At 72.8% G+C, this 18,573-nt stretch carries 17 protein-coding genes; 8 read left to right on the top strand and 9 right to left on the bottom strand.

The genetic code is table 11. The features are described 5' to 3' along the window. Nucleotides 1-100: 100 nt before the first annotated feature. Nucleotides 101-1,888: an aspartate--tRNA ligase gene (aspS, locus tag QUY26_RS18825; protein WP_289948192.1), complete on the top strand. Its 1,788-nt coding sequence runs from the start codon at nt 101-103 to the stop codon at nt 1,886-1,888. Nucleotides 1,889-2,126: 238 nt separating this feature from the next. On the opposite strand, the gene QUY26_RS18820 is transcribed toward aspS, so the two are convergent. After that, entirely contained in the window at nt 2,127-2,339 is a 213-nt protein-coding gene (locus QUY26_RS18820) for a hypothetical protein (RefSeq protein ID WP_289948188.1), read from the bottom strand. 288 nt (nt 2,340-2,627) lie between these two features. On the opposite strand from QUY26_RS18820, the gene QUY26_RS18815 reads away from it, so the two are divergent. After that, complete coding sequence (locus QUY26_RS18815; protein WP_289948187.1) at nt 2,628-4,127, top strand: MFS transporter; 1,500 nt, start codon at nt 2,628-2,630, stop codon at nt 4,125-4,127. On the opposite strand, the gene QUY26_RS18810 is transcribed toward QUY26_RS18815, so the two are convergent. Then, nucleotides 4,070-4,579 carry an ATP-binding protein gene (locus QUY26_RS18810; protein WP_289948185.1) on the bottom strand — a complete coding sequence of 170 codons (510 nt, stop codon included), beginning with the start codon at nt 4,577-4,579 and terminating at the stop codon, nt 4,070-4,072. The two genes, QUY26_RS18815 and QUY26_RS18810, sit on opposite strands and share 58 nt — an antisense overlap. A 248-nt stretch (nt 4,580-4,827) precedes the next feature. Here QUY26_RS18810 and QUY26_RS18805 point away from each other — a divergent pair, with 248 nt between their 5' ends. Together QUY26_RS18805 and QUY26_RS18800 are read left to right on the top strand one after the other, a co-directional pair. Next, nucleotides 4,828-5,679: a helix-turn-helix domain-containing protein gene (locus tag QUY26_RS18805; RefSeq protein ID WP_289948183.1), complete on the top strand. Its 852-nt coding sequence runs from the start codon at nt 4,828-4,830 to the stop codon at nt 5,677-5,679. A gap of 91 nt (nt 5,680-5,770) precedes the next feature. After that, nucleotides 5,771-6,211 (top strand): VOC family protein, encoded by a 441-nt coding sequence (locus QUY26_RS18800; RefSeq protein ID WP_289948181.1) that lies wholly within the window; start codon nt 5,771-5,773, stop codon nt 6,209-6,211. A 19-nt stretch (nt 6,212-6,230) separates the two neighbouring features. Here QUY26_RS18800 and QUY26_RS18795 read toward each other — a convergent pair whose 3' ends face one another. Continuing rightward, nucleotides 6,231-7,100, bottom strand: a complete 870-nt coding sequence (locus QUY26_RS18795) for an NAD(P)-dependent oxidoreductase (protein ID WP_289948179.1) — start codon at nt 7,098-7,100, stop codon at nt 6,231-6,233. Nucleotides 7,101-7,218: 118 nt separating this feature from the next. Here QUY26_RS18795 and QUY26_RS18790 point away from each other — a divergent pair, with 118 nt between their 5' ends. Beyond that, a complete protein-coding gene (locus tag QUY26_RS18790) occupies nt 7,219-7,869 on the top strand; it encodes a TetR/AcrR family transcriptional regulator (RefSeq protein WP_289948177.1) in 651 nt (216 codons plus the stop codon). 60 nt (nt 7,870-7,929) lie between these two features. Here the strand turns inward: QUY26_RS18790 and QUY26_RS18785 are convergent, their stop codons facing one another. Next, nucleotides 7,930-8,475 (bottom strand): GNAT family N-acetyltransferase, encoded by a 546-nt coding sequence (locus QUY26_RS18785; RefSeq protein ID WP_289948174.1) that lies wholly within the window; start codon nt 8,473-8,475, stop codon nt 7,930-7,932. A 41-nt stretch (nt 8,476-8,516) separates the two neighbouring features. On the opposite strand from QUY26_RS18785, the gene QUY26_RS18780 reads away from it, so the two are divergent. From QUY26_RS18780 to QUY26_RS18770, 3 genes are read left to right on the top strand one after another with little or no spacing between them, the layout of a single operon-like run. Continuing rightward, on the top strand, nt 8,517-9,731 hold the full coding sequence (locus QUY26_RS18780) for a helix-turn-helix domain-containing protein (protein WP_289948172.1): 1,215 nt from the start codon (nt 8,517-8,519) through the stop codon (nt 9,729-9,731). Nucleotides 9,732-9,785: 54 nt separating this feature from the next. Next, a complete protein-coding gene (locus QUY26_RS18775; protein WP_289948170.1) occupies nt 9,786-10,157 on the top strand; it encodes a hypothetical protein in 372 nt (123 codons plus the stop codon). Further along, nucleotides 10,154-10,333, top strand: coding sequence for a hypothetical protein (locus tag QUY26_RS18770; protein ID WP_289948168.1), 180 nt, complete (start codon nt 10,154-10,156; stop codon nt 10,331-10,333). The genes QUY26_RS18775 and QUY26_RS18770 overlap by 4 nt, the downstream gene beginning before the upstream one ends. 56 nt (nt 10,334-10,389) lie before the next feature. Here QUY26_RS18770 and metG read toward each other — a convergent pair whose 3' ends face one another. The 5 genes from metG to QUY26_RS18745 form a co-directional block, all read right to left on the bottom strand. Next, the gene (gene metG / locus QUY26_RS18765) at nt 10,390-12,018 is read right to left on the bottom strand and encodes a methionine--tRNA ligase (RefSeq protein WP_289948167.1); all 1,629 of its coding nucleotides are present in this window, start codon (nt 12,016-12,018) and stop codon (nt 10,390-10,392) included. Between the two features lie 33 nt (nt 12,019-12,051). Further along, nucleotides 12,052-12,468 (bottom strand): DUF4913 domain-containing protein, encoded by a 417-nt coding sequence (locus tag QUY26_RS18760; protein WP_289948165.1) that lies wholly within the window; start codon nt 12,466-12,468, stop codon nt 12,052-12,054. Further along, a complete protein-coding gene (locus QUY26_RS18755; protein WP_289948162.1) occupies nt 12,465-16,838 on the bottom strand; it encodes a tetratricopeptide repeat protein in 4,374 nt (1,457 codons plus the stop codon). Before QUY26_RS18755 ends, QUY26_RS18760 begins: the two co-directional genes overlap by 4 nt. Before the next feature lie 60 nt (nt 16,839-16,898). Then, nucleotides 16,899-17,216 (bottom strand): trypco2 family protein, encoded by a 318-nt coding sequence (locus tag QUY26_RS18750; RefSeq protein ID WP_289948160.1) that lies wholly within the window; start codon nt 17,214-17,216, stop codon nt 16,899-16,901. Between the two features lie 106 nt (nt 17,217-17,322). Beyond that, entirely contained in the window at nt 17,323-18,519 is a 1,197-nt protein-coding gene (locus tag QUY26_RS18745; RefSeq protein ID WP_354670697.1) for a VWA domain-containing protein, read from the bottom strand. Nucleotides 18,520-18,573 lie beyond the last annotated feature (54 nt).

Raw genomic sequence — 18,573 nt, 5'->3', positions numbered from 1 at the left:
CCACCGGACGGTAGCCTTGACTGCCAGCACCTTCTTCATACCCGCCGGGGCAGGCCCCCGGCCGGGCACTCCCCGATTCCGAAAGACTGGATGAACGACGATGCATCGGTACAGGTCGCACACGTGCGGTGAGCTCCGCGCCTCTGACGTCGGCACCGACGTCCGGCTGAGCGGATGGCTGCACAATCGGCGCGACCTGGGCGGCATCCTCTTCATCGACCTCCGCGATCACTACGGAATCACGCAGCTGGTCGCCCGCCCCGGCACCGCCGCCGCCGAGACGCTGGACAAGCTCTCCAAGGAGACGGTCGTCCGCGTCGACGGCAAGGTCGTCTCGCGCGGCGCCGAGAACGTGAACCCGGAGCTGCCCACCGGCGAGATCGAGATCGAGGCCGCCGAGGTCGAGGTGCTCGGCGCGGCCGCCCCGCTGCCCTTCACGATCAACGCGGAGGACGGGGTCAACGAGGAGCGGCGCCTGGAGTACCGCTTCCTGGACCTGCGCCGCGAGCGCATGCACCGCAACATCATGCTGCGCTCCGCCGTGATCGCCTCGATCCGCTCGAAGATGGTGGCCCTCGGCTTCAACGAGATGGCGACGCCGATCCTCACCGCGACCTCCCCCGAGGGCGCCCGTGACTTCGTCGTCCCCTCCCGCCTGAACCCGGGCAAGTTCTACGCCCTGCCGCAGGCCCCGCAGCAGTTCAAGCAGCTCCTGATGATCTCCGGCTTCGACCGGTACTTCCAGATCGCGCCCTGCTTCCGCGACGAGGACGCCCGCGCGGACCGCTCGCCGGGCGAGTTCTACCAGCTCGACGTGGAGATGTCCTTCGTCGAGCAGGAGGACGTCTTCCAGCCCATCGAGAAGCTGATGACGGAGCTCTTCACGGAGTTCGGCAACGGCCGCGAGGTGACGTCGCCCTTCCCGCGCATCCCGTTCCGCGAGTCGATGCTGAAGTACGGCAACGACAAGCCGGACCTGCGCGCCAAGCTCGAACTCGTCGACATCACGGACGTGTTCGCCGACTCCGAGTTCAAGGCGTTCGCGGGCAAGCACGTGCGCGCCCTGCCGGTGCCGGACACCGCCGGGCAGTCCCGCAAGTTCTTCGACGGCCTCGGTGAGTACGCGGTCGAGCACGGCGCGAAGGGCCTGGCCTGGGTGCGCGTCGCCGAGGACGGCTCGCTGACAGGACCGATCGCGAAGTTCCTCACCGAGGGCGACGTCGAGGAGCTCACCAAGCGCCTCTCCCTGGCGCCCGGCCACGCCGTCTTCTTCGGCGCGGGCGAGTTCGACGAGGTCTCCAAGATCATGAGCGCGGTGCGCGTCGAGGCCGCCAAGCGGGCCGGGCACTTCGAGGAGAACGTCTTCCGGTTCTGCTGGATCGTCGACTTCCCGATGTACGAGAAGGACGAGGAGACGGGTCGCATCGACTTCTCCCACAACCCCTTCTCCATGCCCCAGGGCGGCATGAAGGACCTGGAGGAGAAGGACCCGCTCGACATCCTGGCCTGGCAGTACGACATCGTCTGCAACGGCATCGAGCTGTCCTCCGGCGCCATCCGCAACCACGAGCCCGAGGTCATGCTGAAGGCCTTCGAGATCGCGGGCTACGAGGCGGAGACCGTCGAGCAGGAGTTCGCGGGCATGCTGCGCGCCTTCCGCCTCGGCGCCCCGCCGCACGGCGGCATCGCCCCCGGCGTCGACCGCATCGTGATGCTGCTCGCCGACGAGCCGAACATCCGCGAGACGATCGCCTTCCCGCTCAACGGCAACGCCCAGGACCTGATGATGGGCGCCCCCACCGAGCTGGAGGAGTCCCGCCTCAAGGAGCTGAACATCGCCCTGCGCAAGCCGGTTGCCTCCGGCAAGGGTGAGCAGGACGCCAAGTAGCCTCCGGCATACGGCAGTAGGGGCCCGGACCGCTGACGCGGTCGCGGGCCCCTTGGCTGTCCGGGAAGTTCACGCCCCCGTCGACCAACGAGGCCGGGCCGACCGGCAACGACTTCTCCCTCATCGGCCACGACATCTGCCAGTCCCGCGCCCGAGCGGACGGACTGATCCCGAGCGGGATGGACTGATCCGGAGCGGGATGGACTGATCCCGAGCGGGACGGACTGATCCCGAGCCGTCAGGCCGCTCGGGTCGGTGAGCCGTGGCGCCTCGCGGAGGTGTGACTCTCCGCCTCCGCCGTCGCCCACTCCGTCACCAGGCGTTGGTACTCGCGCCGCTGCTCGGTGCTCAACCGCCCGCCGCAGCGCAGCCACAGCGCACGGATCTCCTCGTTCACCTCGTCGGCGGTGCGCGAGGCTCGCCGACTCTCGGAAGCGGGATTCGTGGCCATACTGTGAAGCCTACGTGCGCCGGAGTGAAGGCGAAGTGAGACCGGTCACGAAGTGATCAACAGCTCACTTGGAGCGTATATATCCAGCCAGCGCGTGGGCACCGCCCGTCCAGGGCCCGGGGCTCCGCCCCACGGCTGCCCCGCGCCCCCCCCGCAGCCGCCCCGTTCCGCCCCTCGCCCGCACCCCGGCTTGAGACTTTCCCGGCTCCCCGGCCGCCACGAGGCCGCCCTTCCCCGCTCCCGGCCGTCCGAAGTCTCCGGAAGTCCTTCAACGAAACACTTGAATCCATGACTGCCGCAGACACGGAACAGGTGCACGGTCCCCCCTCCGACTCCGAACGAAGCACACACCGGTGGACGCTGCTCGCGGTGAGCGCCGCGCAGCTCCTGGTCGTCCTGGACGGGACGATCGTGAACATCGCGCTGCCGTCCGCGCAGAGCGCCCTCGACATGTCGGACGCGAGCCGCCAGTGGGCCGTCACGGCCTACGCCCTCGCCTTCGGCGGCCTGCTCCTCATCGGTGGCCGGATCAGTGGGGCGCTCGGACACCGCCGTACGTTCGTCGTCGGCCTGGCCGGATTCGCCGCCGCGTCGGCGCTGGGCGGGGCGGCGGCGGATCCGGGGATGCTGTTCGGGGCCCGCGCGCTGCAAGGCGTGTTCGCGGCGCTGCTCGCGCCCGCCGGCCTCTCCCTCCTGACGATCACGTTCACGGAGCCGCGTGCCCGGGGCCGGGCGTTCGGCGTCTTCGCGGCCGTCGGCGCGGCGGGCTCGGCGGTGGGCCTGGTGGCGGGCGGACTGCTCACGGAGTACGCGAGTTGGCGGTGGTGCCTGTATGTGAACGTGCCGTTGGCGCTGCTCGCCGTGGCCGGGGCGGTGTTCGTGCCGAGGGACCGTCCGGCGGGCGGCGGCCGCCTCGACGTGCCGGGCGCGCTGCTGAGCGCCGGGGGCTTCGGGGCAGTGGTGTACGCGTTCAGCGAGGCGGAGCCGCACGGGTGGGGCTCGGGGCGGGTGCTGGCGCTGCTCGGTGTCGGCGCGGTGCTCCTCGGGACGTTCGTCGCCGTGGAACTGCGGGCGCCGCGGCCGTTGTTGCCGCCGCGGATCCTGGCGCACCGGGCGCGGGCGGGCGCGTTCCTCGCGGTCACGCTGCTGTTCGTCGCGATGTTCGGCTGCTACCTCTTCATGAGCTACTACACGCAGACGGTGCTCGGCTACTCGCCGGTGGAGGCGGGCCTGACGCTGATCGTCAACGCGCTCGCGGCCCTGGTCGGGGCGACGTTCGTCGCGGGCAAGCTGCACGGCAGGGCGCGGCCGGTGGCCCTGGTCGTCCCGGGCCTGCTCGCGGCGGCCGCGGGGATGTTCTGGCTCACCCGCCTCACTGCGGACAGCGGGCACGTCTTCTGGCTGTACCTGGTCCCGGCGCTGACCCTCACCGGCCTCGGCCTCGGCTGCGTCCTGCCGCCGACGGCGAGCCTGGCGACCGCCGGGATGCGGGGCCACGACATCGGCGCCGCGTCGGCCGCGTACAACGCCGCGCAGCAGTTGGGAGCCGCACTCGGCACGGCCCTGCTCAACACGATCGCGTCCAGCGCGACGGGCGCCTATCTGGCCGAGCACCGTGACGCGACCCCGACGGCGGCCTCGGTGCACGGTTACACCGGCGCGCTGCTCGTCGGCTTCGGGATCCTGGCGGGCGCGGCGTGCGTGGCGTGGGCGCTGCTCGGGGCACGCCCTCACGCGGCCTCGGCCAGCTCGCACCAGACGAACTTGCCTTCCCCGCCGGGCAGGTGAGCGTCGCCCAGGTGATACCAGCCCCAGCCGTCCGCGCAGCCCCTGACCAGGGCGAGGCCGCGCCCCGCCTCCGCCAGGACCAGATCCCTGGCCGGGGGCGCCGGGGGCTCGGGCGGGGTGGGGTCGGCGTCCCAGACCTCGATGCGCAGGATGCCGCAGGACCAGTGCAGGTGCAGCGCGGCGGGGCCCTTCGTGTGCGTCACGGCGTTGGCCACCAGCTCCGTCGCGACCAGCTCCGCGGAGTCGGCGAGGTGCCGCAGGCCGTGGGCGGCAAGGATCAGGCCGAGCGTATGACGACAGACAGTGACGGCGCGGAGGTCGTTGGGGATGTGGAGGGTGTACTGCCAGGGGGCTCGGGAGAGGGCCGGGGAGGGGGCGCGGGTGGGCCGGGGAGCGGGGGCGGAAGCGGGGAAATGGTCGAAGTCGTCGCCGGGGTCGCAGCTCTCGGTCATGCGTAACTCCGTTGGGTCGATGAGGAGTTGGGGGAGATCGACTCTCTCGGGGTGGTGGCCTGCCGGTGCCCGCTGTGGCGGGGCGACGCGGTGCACTTCCGGACCCGGGGGTGGTAGCTGTGGGTGCTCGCTTCATCACTGAAGGTAGGGCAGTAATTTCTGCCACGGCAACACGTTCGCGTAACCTGCCCCCGAAAGAGGGGCGTCAACACGCCCTCGGGCGAACACCGTTGAGGGGTAGGTCGCACATGCCGCCGAGGAATCGGCCCACCGCCCGGCAGGTACGCCTCGGTACGGAGCTGCGCAGGCTGCGGGACGCCGCCGGGATGACCGCCCGCGAGGTGGCGGAGCTCCTCGGTTCGACGTCGGCCCAGATGAGCCAGATGGAGGCGGGCATCGCGGGCGTGAGCGAGGCGCGGGTGCGCAGGCTCGCCGCCCACTACGCCTGCGCCGACCCCGGCCTGGTCGAGGGCCTGGTGGGCATGGCGAAGGACCGCACCCGTGGCTGGTGGGAGGAGTACCGGGGCGTCTTACCGCCCGCCTTCCTCGACCTCGCCGAGCTGGAGCACCACGCCACCTTCCTGCACGTGACCGCCACCGCCCATGTCCCCGGCATCCTCCAGACCGAGGACTACGCCCGCGCCGTCCTCGCCTACCCCGCCCCCGACATCCCCGCGGGCGAGCTGGAGCCGATGGTCGCCCACTGCCTGGGCCGGCGCGTCGCCCTCGAACGCCCCGGCGCGGTGCCGTACGAGGCCGTCCTGCACGAGTCCGTCCTGCGCACCCGCGTGGCCGACCGTCAGGTGGCCCGCGCCCAGCTGCTCCGCATCCTGCGCCAGTCCGAGCGCCCCAACGTCACGGTCCGCGTCATCCCCTTCGACGTCGACGGCTTCGCCGGCGCCAACGCGGCGGCCCTCTACCTCGGCGGCCCCGTCCCCCCGCTCGACACCGCCAAGCGAGACGAGCCCCACGGCGGCGCCTTCCTGGACGCGGAGCCCCAACTGGCCCTCTTCCGGGCCCTCTTCAGGAGGGCGAAGTCGGCGTCCCTCGATCCGGCGCGGTCGCGGGACTTCATCCGTCGCCTGGCGAAGGAGCTGTGAGCAGGCGCGACCACACCTCGGGTGCCGTGAGGGGCACGGGCGCGATCGCCGGTCGGGGCGACTGTCACAGCGGAGTGGTAGGAACGGGCCCATGACCAGCACCCCTTGGACCCTCACCTTCGACTGTGCCCACCCTGGCGAACTCGCCCGGTTCTGGGCCCTCGCCCTCGGTTACGTCGAGAAGCCGCCGCCCGCCGGGTTCGCCAGTTGGGAGGAGTGGCTGGAGCGGCACGGCGTGCCCGAGGAGGAGTGGGACGAGGGGGCCTATCTGGCCGATCCGGACGGGCGGAGGCCCTCGATCTCCTTCCTCAAGGTCCCCGAGGGCAAGGTCGTCAAGAACCGTGTCCACCTCGACCTGCGGGTGGGCGGTGGCCGTGAGACGCCGTGGGAGGTGCGGTGGCCGCTGGTCACGGCGGCGGTGGCGCGGCTCACCGCCGCCGGGGCGTCGGTCGTCGGTGAGCACGAGCTCGACGGCAGGCCCGACCACGTGGTGATGGCCGACCCGGAGGGCAACGAGTTCTGCGTGGTGTAAGGGCTGTCCGGCCCGCCCGTCAGGCCCCCTTCCGGATCAGTTCCACCAGCCTGCTGAAGCTGTCCGCCCCGTGGCCCGCCGCCGCGCCCCGGCGGAACGCGGCGAGGACCGCCTCCGGGAAAGCCGTGTCCACACCCGCGTCGGCGTTCGTGTGGACGACGTGCTCCATGCTGGCGACGCCCATCGAGATGCGGTCCACGTCGCCCGCGTGGTTCCCGGCGTCGATGCGGGGCGCGTAGAAGTCGATGAACTGGCCCATGCCCGCGTAGTTCTCGGTCGCGTACGGGGCGATCTCCGACGCGCTGATGCCGTGCGCGTCGGCGAGCGCGACGGCCTGCCAGTACGCGAGCATCGCGGGCCAGAAGATGACCATGTTCAGCTGGTACATGAGGGCGGCAAGGCCCGGGTCGTCGCCCCGGTAGTCCGTCTTGCCGGTGATGACCTCCAGGTCCGCGCGGAACTTCTCGTACGCCTCGCGCGGGCCGCTGTAGAACGTCGACATGTCCGGGCTGCCGATGCCCGGCGGCGGGGACAGCACCCCGCCCGTGAGGTGCGTGCCGCCGAGCTCCTCCACCCAGCGGGCCGCCGCGCGCGCCTTCTCCGGCACGTCCGAGCTGAGGTTCACCAGGACCCGGCCCGCGACGGCGTGCTCCGCGCCCTTGAAGGCCGTGTGCATCGCGTCGTAGTCGATCAGGCTGAGGATCACCAACTCATGGGCGGTGAGGGCCTGTTCGACGGTCTCCGCCAGCTTCGCGCCGCGCGCCACGAGGGCGTCGGCGCGGGAGGGGGTGCGGTTCCAGACGGTGACCTCGTAGCCCCGGTCCAGATACGCGGAAGCCATGGCCTGACCCATGGGGCCGAGTCCGATGACGGTGATCGAGCGTGACATGGATGTCTCCTGTGTGTACGCGGAGCGACTAAAACGAGCGCTCTATTTAGCGCTCGCCGAAAACGTAGCACAGGCCTAGAACGAACGCTCTACTTAGTGGGTGGGTAGAGTGGGGGCCATGAGTCAGAAGGCCGCCGCCGTCAGTCAGAAGCCCGCCGCCGCAGGCCGGAAGCCCGCCCGCGCGGGGGCGGGCGCCGCCGCGAGCCCCGGCACCCGCGAGCGCATCGTCACCGTCGCCGCGCGGCTCATCCAGCGCCAGGGCTACGTCGGCACCGGCATCAAGCAGATCGCCACCGAGGCGGAGGCCACGCTCGGCTCCGTCTACCACTTCTTCCCCGGCGGCAAGGCGGCCGTCGCCGTCGCCGCGATCAAGTACAGCGACGAGGAGTTCGCGGCGGTGCTGCGCGCCGCCATGGCCGCCGAGGCCGACCCCGGCGCCGCCGTCGAGGCCTGCGCCGCCGAACTGGCCGTCGGCCTGCGGGAGTCCGGCTGGACCGACGGCTGCCCCGTCACCGCCGCCGCCCTGGAGACCCTCGGCTCGGACTCCGAGATCCAGCGGGTGTGCGCGGAGGCGCTGCTCGGCTGGGAGCGGATCGTGGAGGAGAAGCTCCTCGCCTCCGGCTTCGCCCACGAGGACGCCCGCGAGGTCGCGACGACCGTCATCAGCGCCCTGGAGGGCGCCGAGGTCACGGCCCAGGTCGCCCGCAGCGAGGAGCCCTTGCGGGCGGCGGGGCGGCAGTTGGCGCGACTGGTGGGGTCGTACGCCTGAGCACCCGCGCGCGAGCTTTCCGGCCCGCGCCGTCCCGTCCGAGGAGCGCCCTGGGCCAGGTCAGCGGGCCAGCACCATCGCGCAGAGGGTGGGCGCCCCCAGGAACGTCGGGACCACCTCACCCACGGCCTCGTATCCCCAACTCTCGTACAGGGCGCGCACCTTCACGTGATCCACGTGCACGAGCAGGGTCACCCGGTTCTCGATGCGCGCACGCAGCAACTCGTCGTGGATCAGCCGCGAGGCACCCGTACCGCGCCACGGCGCACGCACCATCAGTTCCGACAGGGCGAAGGTCCGCGCACCCGTCTCCGCCGTGAACTCCGCAGACAGGGAAGGCACGACCCGCTTCCACCACGTCGTGACAGGAGTGAGCGGGGCGCCGTACGCATAGCCGACGGGCTGCTCCCGGTCGTAGGCGACGACGCACGCGAAGTCCTCCTTGCCGCTCCAACTGTCGACGAACCTGGCGAAGGCCTCCCTCGGGGCGAGCGGGTCGTCCGTGCCTTCGTACACCTCGTCGTGGACGTCCAGGAGAAGTTCACGGATCGCCGTCGCGTGCGCGTGGCCGCAGTGCCGCAGGTCAAGTCCGGAGTTGGTCTTCACGTTGGTCCTCCCTCGCAGCCTGGGCGGCGTACGGTGTCAGCGTGGCAACCGAAGAGCTGGGCCGAACTCTCCGCCGCCTGCGCCGCCTGGCTTCGCTGAAGCAGGAAGAACTGGCGGAACGTTCGAACGTATCAGTCGACGTGATCCGCCAGCTCGAACAAGGCCGGAAGCACTCGGCTCGCCTGCCCACGCTGCACGCGCTGGCGAACGGCCTCGGCGTGGAGCTGACCACGCTGCTGGGGGACCCGCCTGCGGTCGCCTCAACGGGCGAGAACGACGGACCGCGTTTCGTGGCGGTGCGTCGTGCCATCATGCCCGCGCTCTGGGGGCCGGAGCCGGAGCCGCCGGGGCCCGGTTTCTCGTCGGCGAGGCTGCGCGAGCAGATCGCGGACGGCTGGACGCAGTACCACGCCGCCGAGTTCGACACGGTGATGAAGGCGCTGCCGGATCTGATCGCGGATGCGCGCTCCGCCGCGGCGGCGGGCGACTCCGTGGGGCGCGGGTCCGGGTTCGCGGCCCTGGGCAAGGTACTTCAGCTCGCCGGGCACGTCGCCGTGCGGATGGGCAAGACCGATCTGGCCCTCATCAGCCTGGAGCGGGCGACAGAAGCGGCGGGGCAGTCCTCCGACCCGCTGCTCCTGCCGATGATCGTGAACTCCATGGCGTGGACCTACCAGAGGCAGGGGCGCCTGGAGGATGCGCTGGGCATCGCGCTGCGCGCCGCCGGTGACATGACGGAAGCGGGCCGCACCGGGACCGCCGACGGCCTGAAGGTGTGGGGCGCGCTGACCATGAGCGCCGCCACGTCCGCCGCGCGCAGTGGTGACTACGAGCGGGCGGCGGTCATGATGGCGACGGCGGAGAAGGAGGCCGCCAGGGTCTCGAAGCTGCCCGAGGGGGGAGACAACCGCATGGTCAGCGTCTTCAGCCCGTCGTCGGTCCGCATCGAACGAGTCCGCCTCGCCGTCCAGTACGGGCGCCCGGAGGACGCGTTGAAGCTGGCCGAGGGCATGCGGCTGTCGAAGGACACGCCGCCGTCGTGGCGGACGTGGCTCCTGCTCGACGTGGCCAGGGCTCATACGGATGTGGGGGACGCCGCCGGAGCGGTGCGAACCCTGGAGTCTCTGCGCCGGGCGGCGCCCACGTGGATGCGGCATCACACGTTGGCCGTGGCCATCGTGCGCGACCTCTGGTCACTCCCCAACCACCCCGTGGGCCTGCGGCCGTTGGCGGAGTTCCTGGGAATCGTCGATTAACGTCGCGAAACCAGGACGCTCCATCCCTGTCACCCTGTGTAGCCATACGATTCCATGAGTTGGACAGAGCCCTGGTGTCCGTACGACCGGCCCCCGGGGCATGCCCGACCACAAGGGAGTCGACATGGGCGAGACGTCAGCACATGGACCGGCCCGGAGCGTAACTGGCTGGGCGGCCCCGTCGTCCGCGACGTCCGGACCGGCAGCGGCCTGTACTACGTCCTCGTCGCCCCCGACGCGCAGTGGGAGGGACCTGAGGACCGCCTCCGCACCGGCATCCACCTGGCCGTCCCACGGCTCGGCCGACAGGTCTCACCGGTCACCTACTGGGCCGTGGAGCCACAGCGCCGCGGACAGCTCTGCGATCCCGCGCACCTGGCCGCGCTGCTGTCCACCGCCGACACGCTGAAGGCGGCCGAGTCATGACCGCCACCGACCACGCGACCTCACGCGCGGACGAGTTGTACCGCATCCACCTGCGCCACCTCGACGACTGCTCCGCGTGCACCGGAGGCGCCGAGTGCGGTCGGAGTGCCCGCCTGCGCCGCGCCGTGCGTGCGGCCCGCCTCGCCGCCGACCGCAGGCCCCCGCCCCGGACATGAACGAGGGCCCCGGAACCACCCGGGTTCCGGGGCCCTCGCTCACGTACGGGAAGGACTCACGCGTCCTTCTTCGGCTCCTCCAGACGCGGGAACAGCACCGCGCCCTTGGTGACCGTGGCTCCGGCCGGGAGCTGCCCCCACGTGCCCGCGTCCTGGACCCGCTGGTCGGCGAGCGTGCCGAGCGGGGCCTCGGCGCCGAGGGAGTCCCAGAGCTGCTGGGAGGTCTCGGGCATGACGGGGTTCAGGAGCACCGCGACGGCGCGCAGGGACTCGGCGGCCGTGTAGAGGATCGTCGCCAGGCGGGCGCGGCCCTCCGGGGAGTCGTCCTTGGCGACCTTCCACGGCTCCTGCTCCGTGATGTAGCCGTTGACCTGCTTCACGAAGTCGAAGACGGCGAGGATGCCGCCCTGGAAGTCCAGGTCGTCGCCGACCTTCCGGTCGGCCTCCGCGACCGCCTTGGCCAGGCCATCGCGGACCGCCTGCTCGGCCGCGCCGGGCGCCTCGTCGGCCGGCAGGGCGCCGCCGAAGTACTTGCCGACCATGGCGGCGACGCGGGACGCGAGGTTGCCGTAGTCGTTGGCCAGCTCGCTGGTGTAGCGGGCGGTGAAGTCCTCCCAGGAGAACGAGCCGTCCTGGCCGAAGGCGATGGCCCGCAGGAAGTACCAGCGGTAGGCGTCCACGCCGAAGTGGGACGTCAGGTCCTGCGGCTTGATGCCGGTCAGGTTCGACTTGGACATCTTCTCGCCGCCGACCATCAGCCAGCCGTTGGCGGCGACCTTGCCGGGCAGCGGCAGGCCCTGCGCCATCAGCATCGCGGGCCAGATCACCGCGTGGAAGCGCAGGATGTCCTTGCCGACGAGGTGCACGTTCGCGGGGAAGGTGCCGTCGAACTTGGCCGGGTTCTCGTTGTACCCGACGGCCGTCGCGTAGTTCAGGAGCGCGTCGACCCAGACGTAGATGACGTGCTTGGTGTCCCACGGGACCGGGACGCCCCAGTCGAAGGTCGAGCGGGAGATCGAAAGGTCCTGAAGCCCCTGCTTGACGAAGTTCACGACCTCGTTGCGCGCCGACTCGGGCTGGATGAAGCCCGGGTTCGCCTCGTAGTGCGCGAGGAGCCGCTCGGTGTACTCGCTCAGCTTGAAGAAGTAGTTCTCCTCGCTGAGCAGCTCCACCGGCTTCTTGTGGATCGGGCAGAGCTTCTCGCCCGCGTACTCGCCCTCGCCGTCGAGGAGCTCGCCGGGGAGCTTGTACTCCTCACAGCCGACGCAGTACGGACCCTCGTAGCCGCCCTTGTAGATCTCGCCCTTGTCGTAGAGATCCTGGACGAACTCCTGCACCCGGTCCGTGTGCCGCTTCTCCGTCGTACGGATGAAGTCGTCGTTGGCGATGTTCAGGTGCTCCCAGAGGGGCCGCCAGGCCTCCTCGACGAGCTTGTCGCACCACTCCTGCGGGGAGACCCCGTTCGCCTCGGCGGTGCGCATGATCTTCTGACCGTGCTCGTCCGTGCCGGTGAGGTACCACACCTTCTCGCCGCGCTGACGGTGCCAGCGCGTGAGCACGTCGCCTGCGACGGTCGTGTAGGCGTGGCCCAGGTGAGGAGCGTCGTTGACGTAGTAAATGGGAGTCGAGACGTAGTACGACTGCACGTCGTTCGCCCCCTGCTTCTCGGATCCAGTGGCCGCCATGGTCGAAATCCTAACGGCCCAATGAAGATCCACTCACATGGCGAAGGGGTCGCCCACCAGGACCGTGAACACCGGGTCGTCCATCAGGCCCGCGGGCATCCGGTCCAGGGGCAGCCGCTCGTCGCCCGCCCGGTGCCCCTGCGCGCAGGCGTGGAAAGGACCGGTCGGACTGAGCAGCACCGCGAGGTGGGGGTCGGCGTGGTGCAGCCACCAGTTGGACAGGCCGAGCGCCGGATCGGACCGCAGGTACTCGAAGGCGCGCCACAGCGCGGCGAGCCTGGCGATCGCCTCCGGGTGCGCCCACCAGGACGGACACCAGAGGTGACTGCCGTCGTCCGTGCGGCGCTGGATGATCAGCGCGAGGTAGTCGGAGACGAACTTCGGCAGACTGCTGAACGCCAGCGGCGCGCGCTGCTCCTCGTCGATCAGCTGGGCCCGGTCCGTGGTCATGGGGCGGTGACTCCTGTCTGGGATGTCCGGGACATTCGGTTTCGTGAGGTGTGGGACTCCGGGGCGCGGGGCCGTGGCGGGGCCGCCAGGTGTCCCCGTACGTAGCGGGCCTCGTCCTCGCGGCCCAGCTGGGCGTAGACGTCGGCGAGGCAGAGCACCGCGTCCCGCAGGCCGAGCGCGTGCGTCTCCTGGTCGGTGAGCCACGCCCGGCGCAGCAGGTCCACCGCCTCACGTGCCGGAGCGAGGGCGGCCTCGGCGGCGCCTCGGCGGCCGGTGGCGCGGGCGCACACCAGGAACGTCCGGGCGTGCGTGCCCAGGGCCTCGGCCAGCCAGGCCGTCGACTCCCCGGCCGCGTGCGCACGGACGAGCGCCATGCCGTCCGCGGCCTGCCGGAGGGCGTCGGCGTGCCGGCCGGTGCGGGCGTACGCGAGGCCGAGCGCGACCAGCGCCGCGCCGAGGGACGGGGCGAGGGAGTGGCCCGGGACGGGCTCGGGGACGTCGGGGGCGCCCGGGGGAGTCCCTTCGGCCCGCCGCAGCTGCTCCGCCCGGCGCCACTCCTCCGCGGCCGACCGCTCCTCCGCGAGCCGCCGCGCCTCCCTGCTCCGCAGCTCCGCCACGATCCGCTCCGCCGTGCCCGCCGCCGCCGTGTGCAGCCCCAGCTCCGTCTGGGCCATGCGCAGCCGCACCAGATGGCTGCCGAGGGCGGCCGCCAGGGCCTCGCGGCGCCCGGCGGGCAGCGCGTCCAGGACCGCGACGGCCTCCGTCAGGAGGTCCAGGCCCTCGGGGGCGCGCCGCGTCCACACGTACTCCCAGGCCAGGTCCGACAGGCACGCGGCCAGGTCGGGCCGCCAGGCCTCGTCGGCGGCGGCGAGGGCGCGCGCGACGGGCAGGGCCTCGCGCAGCAGCACCCGGTGGGCGACGTCCTTGCCCGCGAGTTCGTAGACGCCGGCGAGGGCGAGCAGGGCGTCGCACAGGTCGCCCCGGTGCTCCGCCGGGTCCTCGGCGGCCAGGTCGCGGCGCAGCGCCACGCACTCCTGGAGGTCCCGCACCGCCCCGGCCAGCTCGGCGTCGCGGTCCGCGGCGGGCAGCTGGCCGCGCCGTCGCCGCAGGCGGCCGAGGTCGATGAGGGTGTCGGCGACGGCGACGTTCGGATTGACGCCGTGCGGGCCCGGGTGGCGGCGGATGTCCAGGGCCCGCTCCAGGGCGGTCACCGCCTCGTCGAGGCCGGCGTCCTGCTCGGCGAGCATGTCGGCGAGCGCGTGCAGGGACCTGCTGTGGTCGCGGGCGTGCCGGAAGCGCGGCGTGTGCGCGTCGAGCGACCCGCGCACCTCGACGGCCTCCCGCATCCAGCGGACGGCCGACTCCCGCCGCCCCGCGTCGTACTCGATCCACGCGAGGTTGTGCAGCGCCTCCCCGAGCGCGAAGCCGTGCCGGTCGGGCAGGTCGGCGGCCAGGGAGCGGCGCAGGTCGACGGAGCGGCGCGCCAGGTCGACGGCCTCCTCGTAGCGGCCCGCCTGGTCGAAGTTGAGGGCCTGGGAGAGGAGGGCCTCGGCGAGGAACGGCGCGTACGCGTCCCGGTTGACGGCGACCTGCTCGTCGAGGATGCGCAGGGACTCGGCGGTGACGCGGGTCGCCTCCGTGTAGCGGCCGTCGTTCCAGTAGCCGATGCTCTGCCCGTTCAGGGAGCCGATGAGCAGGTTGAGGTGCTCGCCGGGCTGGGTGCTCTGCAGCCAGCGGCTGAGGTCGGCGGCCTCGTCGCTGTGCCGGTTGGAGCCCTCGCGGTCGCCGCGCCGCCACTCGATGGCGGCGGCCGTGCGCAGGAACTCGACCAGAGCGCTGCGGTACCGCTCGGGCCGGTCCCGGTCCAGGCGCCGCTGGATGGCGAGGGCGCGCCCGATGAGCTGGTGCGCCCGCTCCAGCTCCTCGATCCCGGCCAGGCACCAGGCGCACAGGTCGTACGTGGCCGCGAGGTCCGCCTCGTGCGTACGGGGGTCCGCCTCCGTGAGCCGCCGCCGCAGGCCGAGGGCGCTCTGCGCGGCCTGCAGGGCCTCCTCCCAGCGGGCGAGTTCACCGAGGCAGCGCGCCAAGTGGTGCTGGTCGCGGGCGCGTTCGACGTCACTGGGGCCGCCGGGGCCGCCCGCGGTGCCGGTCCCGGGGGCGCTCGCGTAGCTCCCCACCAGCTGCTCGGCGACGCGCACCGCGAACCGCGTGAGGACATGGGACTGGCGCGGCAGCGTGTCCAGGCACGCCCGCAGCGCCGCCGTGCTCACCGGCACCTCGTCCAGGGCGCGGCCGAGCAGGCCGAGCACGGTGCGCGCTCGCTCGGGGCGCCCCTCGTTGGTGTGCGTGATCACCGACCGGGTCAGCACGGTGAAGGCCGTCGTCCACTGCTCGTCGGACGCCCCGGTGAGCAGCGCGATCAGCAGCTCCGGGTCGTCGGCGACCTCCTGGGACGCCTGGTACTCGGCGACCCGGTCCGGGTGCAGGCCGCCCCAGTGCCGGTCCTGCGCCGCGGGGTAGAGGCGGCGCAGCCACTCGTCCAGTTCGTCCACCGGCACGGGGCCCGCGTGCGGCAGCCGCGCCAGGGTCGCGCGCGCCTCGTCGCGGCCCGCGGCGCCGCACAGGGTGGCGGCGGCGACGGCACGGCGCAGCAGCGGGCCGGTGCCGTTGGCGTCCCCGAGCCCGGCGGAGACGGCGGCGCTGGCCCAGTACCCCGCCTCCTGCTCCAACAGGGCCTGCTCAAGGAGCCCGTGCTCGGGCGCCCCCGGCTCCCCGCTCCCGGGAAGCCCCTTGCGCAGCAGCGCCTCCAGCGCCCGCATGTGCAGCGACAGTGGGCTCTCGTGCCCGTCCTGGAGGACCGGCGGCTGCACCTCGGCGGCGATCGACGGCCAGTTCACCTCGCCGTATCCCGGTACGAGCCGCAGCACCCGCGCCAGATCGGCGACCGCGAGCCGGAACGCCTCCGCGGCCGGGCCCTGCGTCGTGTACAGCGGCCGCAGGCTGAAGTCCGGCACCCCGCGCACACCGAGGACCCCGGGCCCGCTCCCGGCCGCCCCGAGCCCCGCCGCCGCACCCGGCCTGCGCCCGGGACGGCCGAGGGCCGAGGTCAGCCACGTCCCCATGGACCGGGCCAGCAGCAGGATCCGGAACCGGTCCCTGGCGTCGTCGGCCAGCGCGGCGAGCGCGCGCACCAGGTCCGGCCGGGTCTCCGCGTAGTCGACGACGACCAGCGTCGGATGGCGTACGTCCATCAGCGGCCGCAACCGCTGCTCCAGGCGGGCGCTGTCGCCGTAGAGCACCTCGTGCCGCAGCCGCCCCGCCACCCACCCGTCGGCGCGCAGCCGCGCGGACAGCTCCCTGGCGAGCCGCGACTTGCCCTGCCCGCCCGTGCCGACCAGCGTGCCGACCTGGTGCGCCGCGTCGGACTCCACGCACCAGTTCCGCAGCTCCCGCAACTCCTTCTCGCGCCCACGGAACGACACGGCCTCCACGTCCGCGCGCAGCACCATCAGCGGCGACCGCAGCTCCCGCAGCACCCGTACGGGCGCGATCAGCCCCGCGAGTTCGGCGGCCTCCAGCTCCGGCGGCAGCCCGCTGTGCTCCTCCACGACCGCCCGGAACACATGGTCCGCCAGCAGGTCCTCCGCCCGGGTCACGCTCAGCCGCACCCCGGACCCGGCCTGCCGGTCCGCCCGTACGACCCCCAACAGCAGGTCGCCCGGCCGCAGTTCGTGCGCCACGCCGGTGGGCTCGGCGGTGAACACGGCGGCGCCTGACATCCCGGCCCAGGGCGAGTCCAGGTCGCGCCCGGTCCCGAACACCCCGACGGGTCCGACGAGTTCGTAGCGCCGGGCCGGATACCCCGTGAGCGGATTGATCCGAGCGGAGATCTGCTCCATGACCGCGGTACCACCGCCGCCGGGAAGGCCCGCCGCCTCGCGCTGCATCCGGGGAAACCCGTGACAGCAGACGGGCTGACCCAGGTTGTGGGTGACGAGCCGCCCCCAGCGCTGCGGGCGGCGCCCCACCCGGTCCTGGAAGGAGTCCGGCGGCTGCCAGTGCGCGTCCCGGATCTCCACCAGCGCGGCGTCGAGCACACCGCCCTCCGCGGTCACGTCCCGGCGCCAGCGGACCGCGGCGGCGTAGGGCTTGTCCCCGCCCGGCAGGAGGACGGACGGCTTGGCGCCGCCGGGCGGCAGGAGGTGGGCGGCGGTGAGGACGAGGCGGGGGGCTATGAGGTAGCCGGTGCCGGAGACGACGGCGGGGTCGGGGCCGGGGTCGGTCTCGGTCTCGGGGAAGCGGCCGGACCGGCCGCCGTCCGGGTGCGGCCGCCCGCGCGTCACGACGCGTACGACGCGGTCCTGCTCCAAGTCACCACCTCCGCGGACGTGTTGCCGGGACGCCTCGGCCGACCCCCGGCCGGTACCGGGTCAGGGGCCGGCATCACCGATGGACACGTCGCCGCGCGCGGCGGTGCGGGGCTTGAGGGTCAGGCTGACCCGCTGGGTGGCGCGGCGCGTGTTCTCCCGCCGCCCGTCGCCCTGGACGACCCCGAAGCGCAGGCCGCCGGAGCCCTCGCGGGCACGCCCCAGCTCGACCTCGAAGTCGACGGTGATCGCCTCGACGTCGAACCGCACGTCGGCGGTGCGGGCCCGGCGCTGGGCCTCGCCGATCTGCCCTCGGAGCAGGTCGAGGGCGTCGGCTAGGTCGAGCCACTCGCCGCTGCCGGGATGTCCGTCATCAGTCATGCCGCGCTCCCCCTCGCCCTCGCTCTACTCGCGTGGAAAACGTCAACACGATACGTAAGAGGGGGAGTTGATGCCACGGACTCGGTGGTACTGGAACGGTTGTGTGTTACGGGCGCCAGGACGCGAGCACGCCCTCGTACAGCTCCTTGTCGGTCAGTTCCCTCGGGTCGGGGCCCGTGAGGAAGTGCGCGGCGTTGTCCGCCTTCAGCCTGCGGAGGTAGTCGAAGGCCTTGGCGTCCTTGTCGCCGAACGCGACGAACGAGAAGAACAGGGGATGGCGGGCGGCGTCCGCCAGGGCCTGGGTCGCGGGGCCCTTGGTGTCCGGGGCGCCGTCGGTCTGGAAGATCACCAGGGCGGGTTCGCCGACGTGGTCCGACTTCTCGTAGTGGGCGACGACCTCCTCGATGGCGCGGTGGTAGCTGGTGCGGCCCATGCGTCCAGCGGCGGCGTGCAGTTCGTCCACGCGGTTCTCGTGGGCGGGCAGGGTGAGGTCGGCGGTGCCGTCGATGTCCGTGGAGAAGAAGACGAGGTGGACGGTGGCGGCGGGGTCCGTGTGGGCGGCGAGGGCCAGGGCCTGGTCGGCGAGGTTCTGGGCGGAGCCGTCCTTGTAGTACGGACGCATGGAGCCGGAGCGGTCGAGCACGAGGTAGACGCGGGCCCGGGTGCCGGTCAGCTCACGCTTGCGCAGGGCGGCGCCCGCGGCACGGTACGCGGTGGCGAGGGCGGGGGCGGTCGCCTTCACCCTGGCCGGGGTGAGGGCGGGGCCGGCTTTGGCCGGGGCGGGCTCCACCGGGGCCGGGCCGGCGGCTTCCGGCTGCGCCGGGGCGGGCTCGGGCTCGGGCGCCGGAGCGACCTCGGGCTTCGGGGCGGGCTCGGGCTCGGCCTCGGGCTCGACGGCGAGGTCCGGCTCGGCCGGGGCGGCGGGCTCCGCCTTGGCCGGGGTGGCCTCCACCGGGGCCGGGGCAGAGGTTTCCGGCTGCGTCGAGGTGGTGGGCTGCTCGGACGAGGCGGGGGCCTGTCGGGCAGCCGGGACGGTGGGCTCCGGGGTGATGGGCTCGGCCTGGGGAGCGGGCTCCGTCGGGGCGGTGGCTTCCGAAGCGGCCGGGGCTTCGGGTTCCGCGAGGGCCGGGGTGGCCTCGGGAGCCGCCGGGGCTGTGGGGGCCTCGGCGGCTGCGGTGGGGTCCGGGGCGGTTGCCGTGGGGTCACCCTGATGCTCGGGGTCACGGGTGGGCGGGTGGGAGTCGTCCGCCGCGGATCGGCGGGCCGGGACACGCACCGTCACGTTGTCGAAAGCCTCAGCCACCAGCGCCTCCGCGGGCGAACGCCTGGAGACGGCCGACCGAGGCGCGGCCTCCGG

The organism is Streptomyces flavofungini, assembly GCF_030388665.1.
Lineage (GTDB): Bacteria > Actinomycetota > Actinomycetes > Streptomycetales > Streptomycetaceae > Streptomyces > Streptomyces flavofungini_A.
Note: the sequence above shows the minus strand (reverse complement) of the source record. Positions and strands in the feature narration are given on the sequence as shown.

Bases quoted from the DNA above. Each gene is read 5' to 3' on its own strand.
- QUY26_RS18790 (WP_289948177.1), top strand. From the start codon at position 7,219: ATGAGTCAGAAGGCCGCCGCCGTCAGTCAGAAGCCCGCCGCCGCAGGC.
- QUY26_RS18815 (WP_289948187.1), top strand. From the start codon at position 2,628: ATGACTGCCGCAGACACGGAACAGGTGCACGGTCCCCCCTCCGACTCC.
- QUY26_RS18810 (WP_289948185.1), bottom strand. From the start codon at position 4,579: ATGACCGAGAGCTGCGACCCCGGCGACGACTTCGACCATTTCCCCGCT.
- QUY26_RS18795 (WP_289948179.1), bottom strand. From the start codon at position 7,100: ATGTCACGCTCGATCACCGTCATCGGACTCGGCCCCATGGGTCAGGCC.
- aspS (WP_289948192.1), top strand. From the start codon at position 101: ATGCATCGGTACAGGTCGCACACGTGCGGTGAGCTCCGCGCCTCTGAC.
- QUY26_RS18770 (WP_289948168.1), top strand. From the start codon at position 10,154: ATGACCGCCACCGACCACGCGACCTCACGCGCGGACGAGTTGTACCGC.
- metG (WP_289948167.1), bottom strand. From the start codon at position 12,018: ATGGCGGCCACTGGATCCGAGAAGCAGGGGGCGAACGACGTGCAGTCG.
- QUY26_RS18775 (WP_289948170.1), top strand. From the start codon at position 9,786: ATGAGTTGGACAGAGCCCTGGTGTCCGTACGACCGGCCCCCGGGGCAT.
- QUY26_RS18760 (WP_289948165.1), bottom strand. From the start codon at position 12,468: ATGACCACGGACCGGGCCCAGCTGATCGACGAGGAGCAGCGCGCGCCG.
- QUY26_RS18805 (WP_289948183.1), top strand. From the start codon at position 4,828: ATGCCGCCGAGGAATCGGCCCACCGCCCGGCAGGTACGCCTCGGTACG.
- QUY26_RS18800 (WP_289948181.1), top strand. From the start codon at position 5,771: ATGACCAGCACCCCTTGGACCCTCACCTTCGACTGTGCCCACCCTGGC.
- QUY26_RS18820 (WP_289948188.1), bottom strand. From the start codon at position 2,339: ATGGCCACGAATCCCGCTTCCGAGAGTCGGCGAGCCTCGCGCACCGCC.
- QUY26_RS18750 (WP_289948160.1), bottom strand. From the start codon at position 17,216: ATGACTGATGACGGACATCCCGGCAGCGGCGAGTGGCTCGACCTAGCC.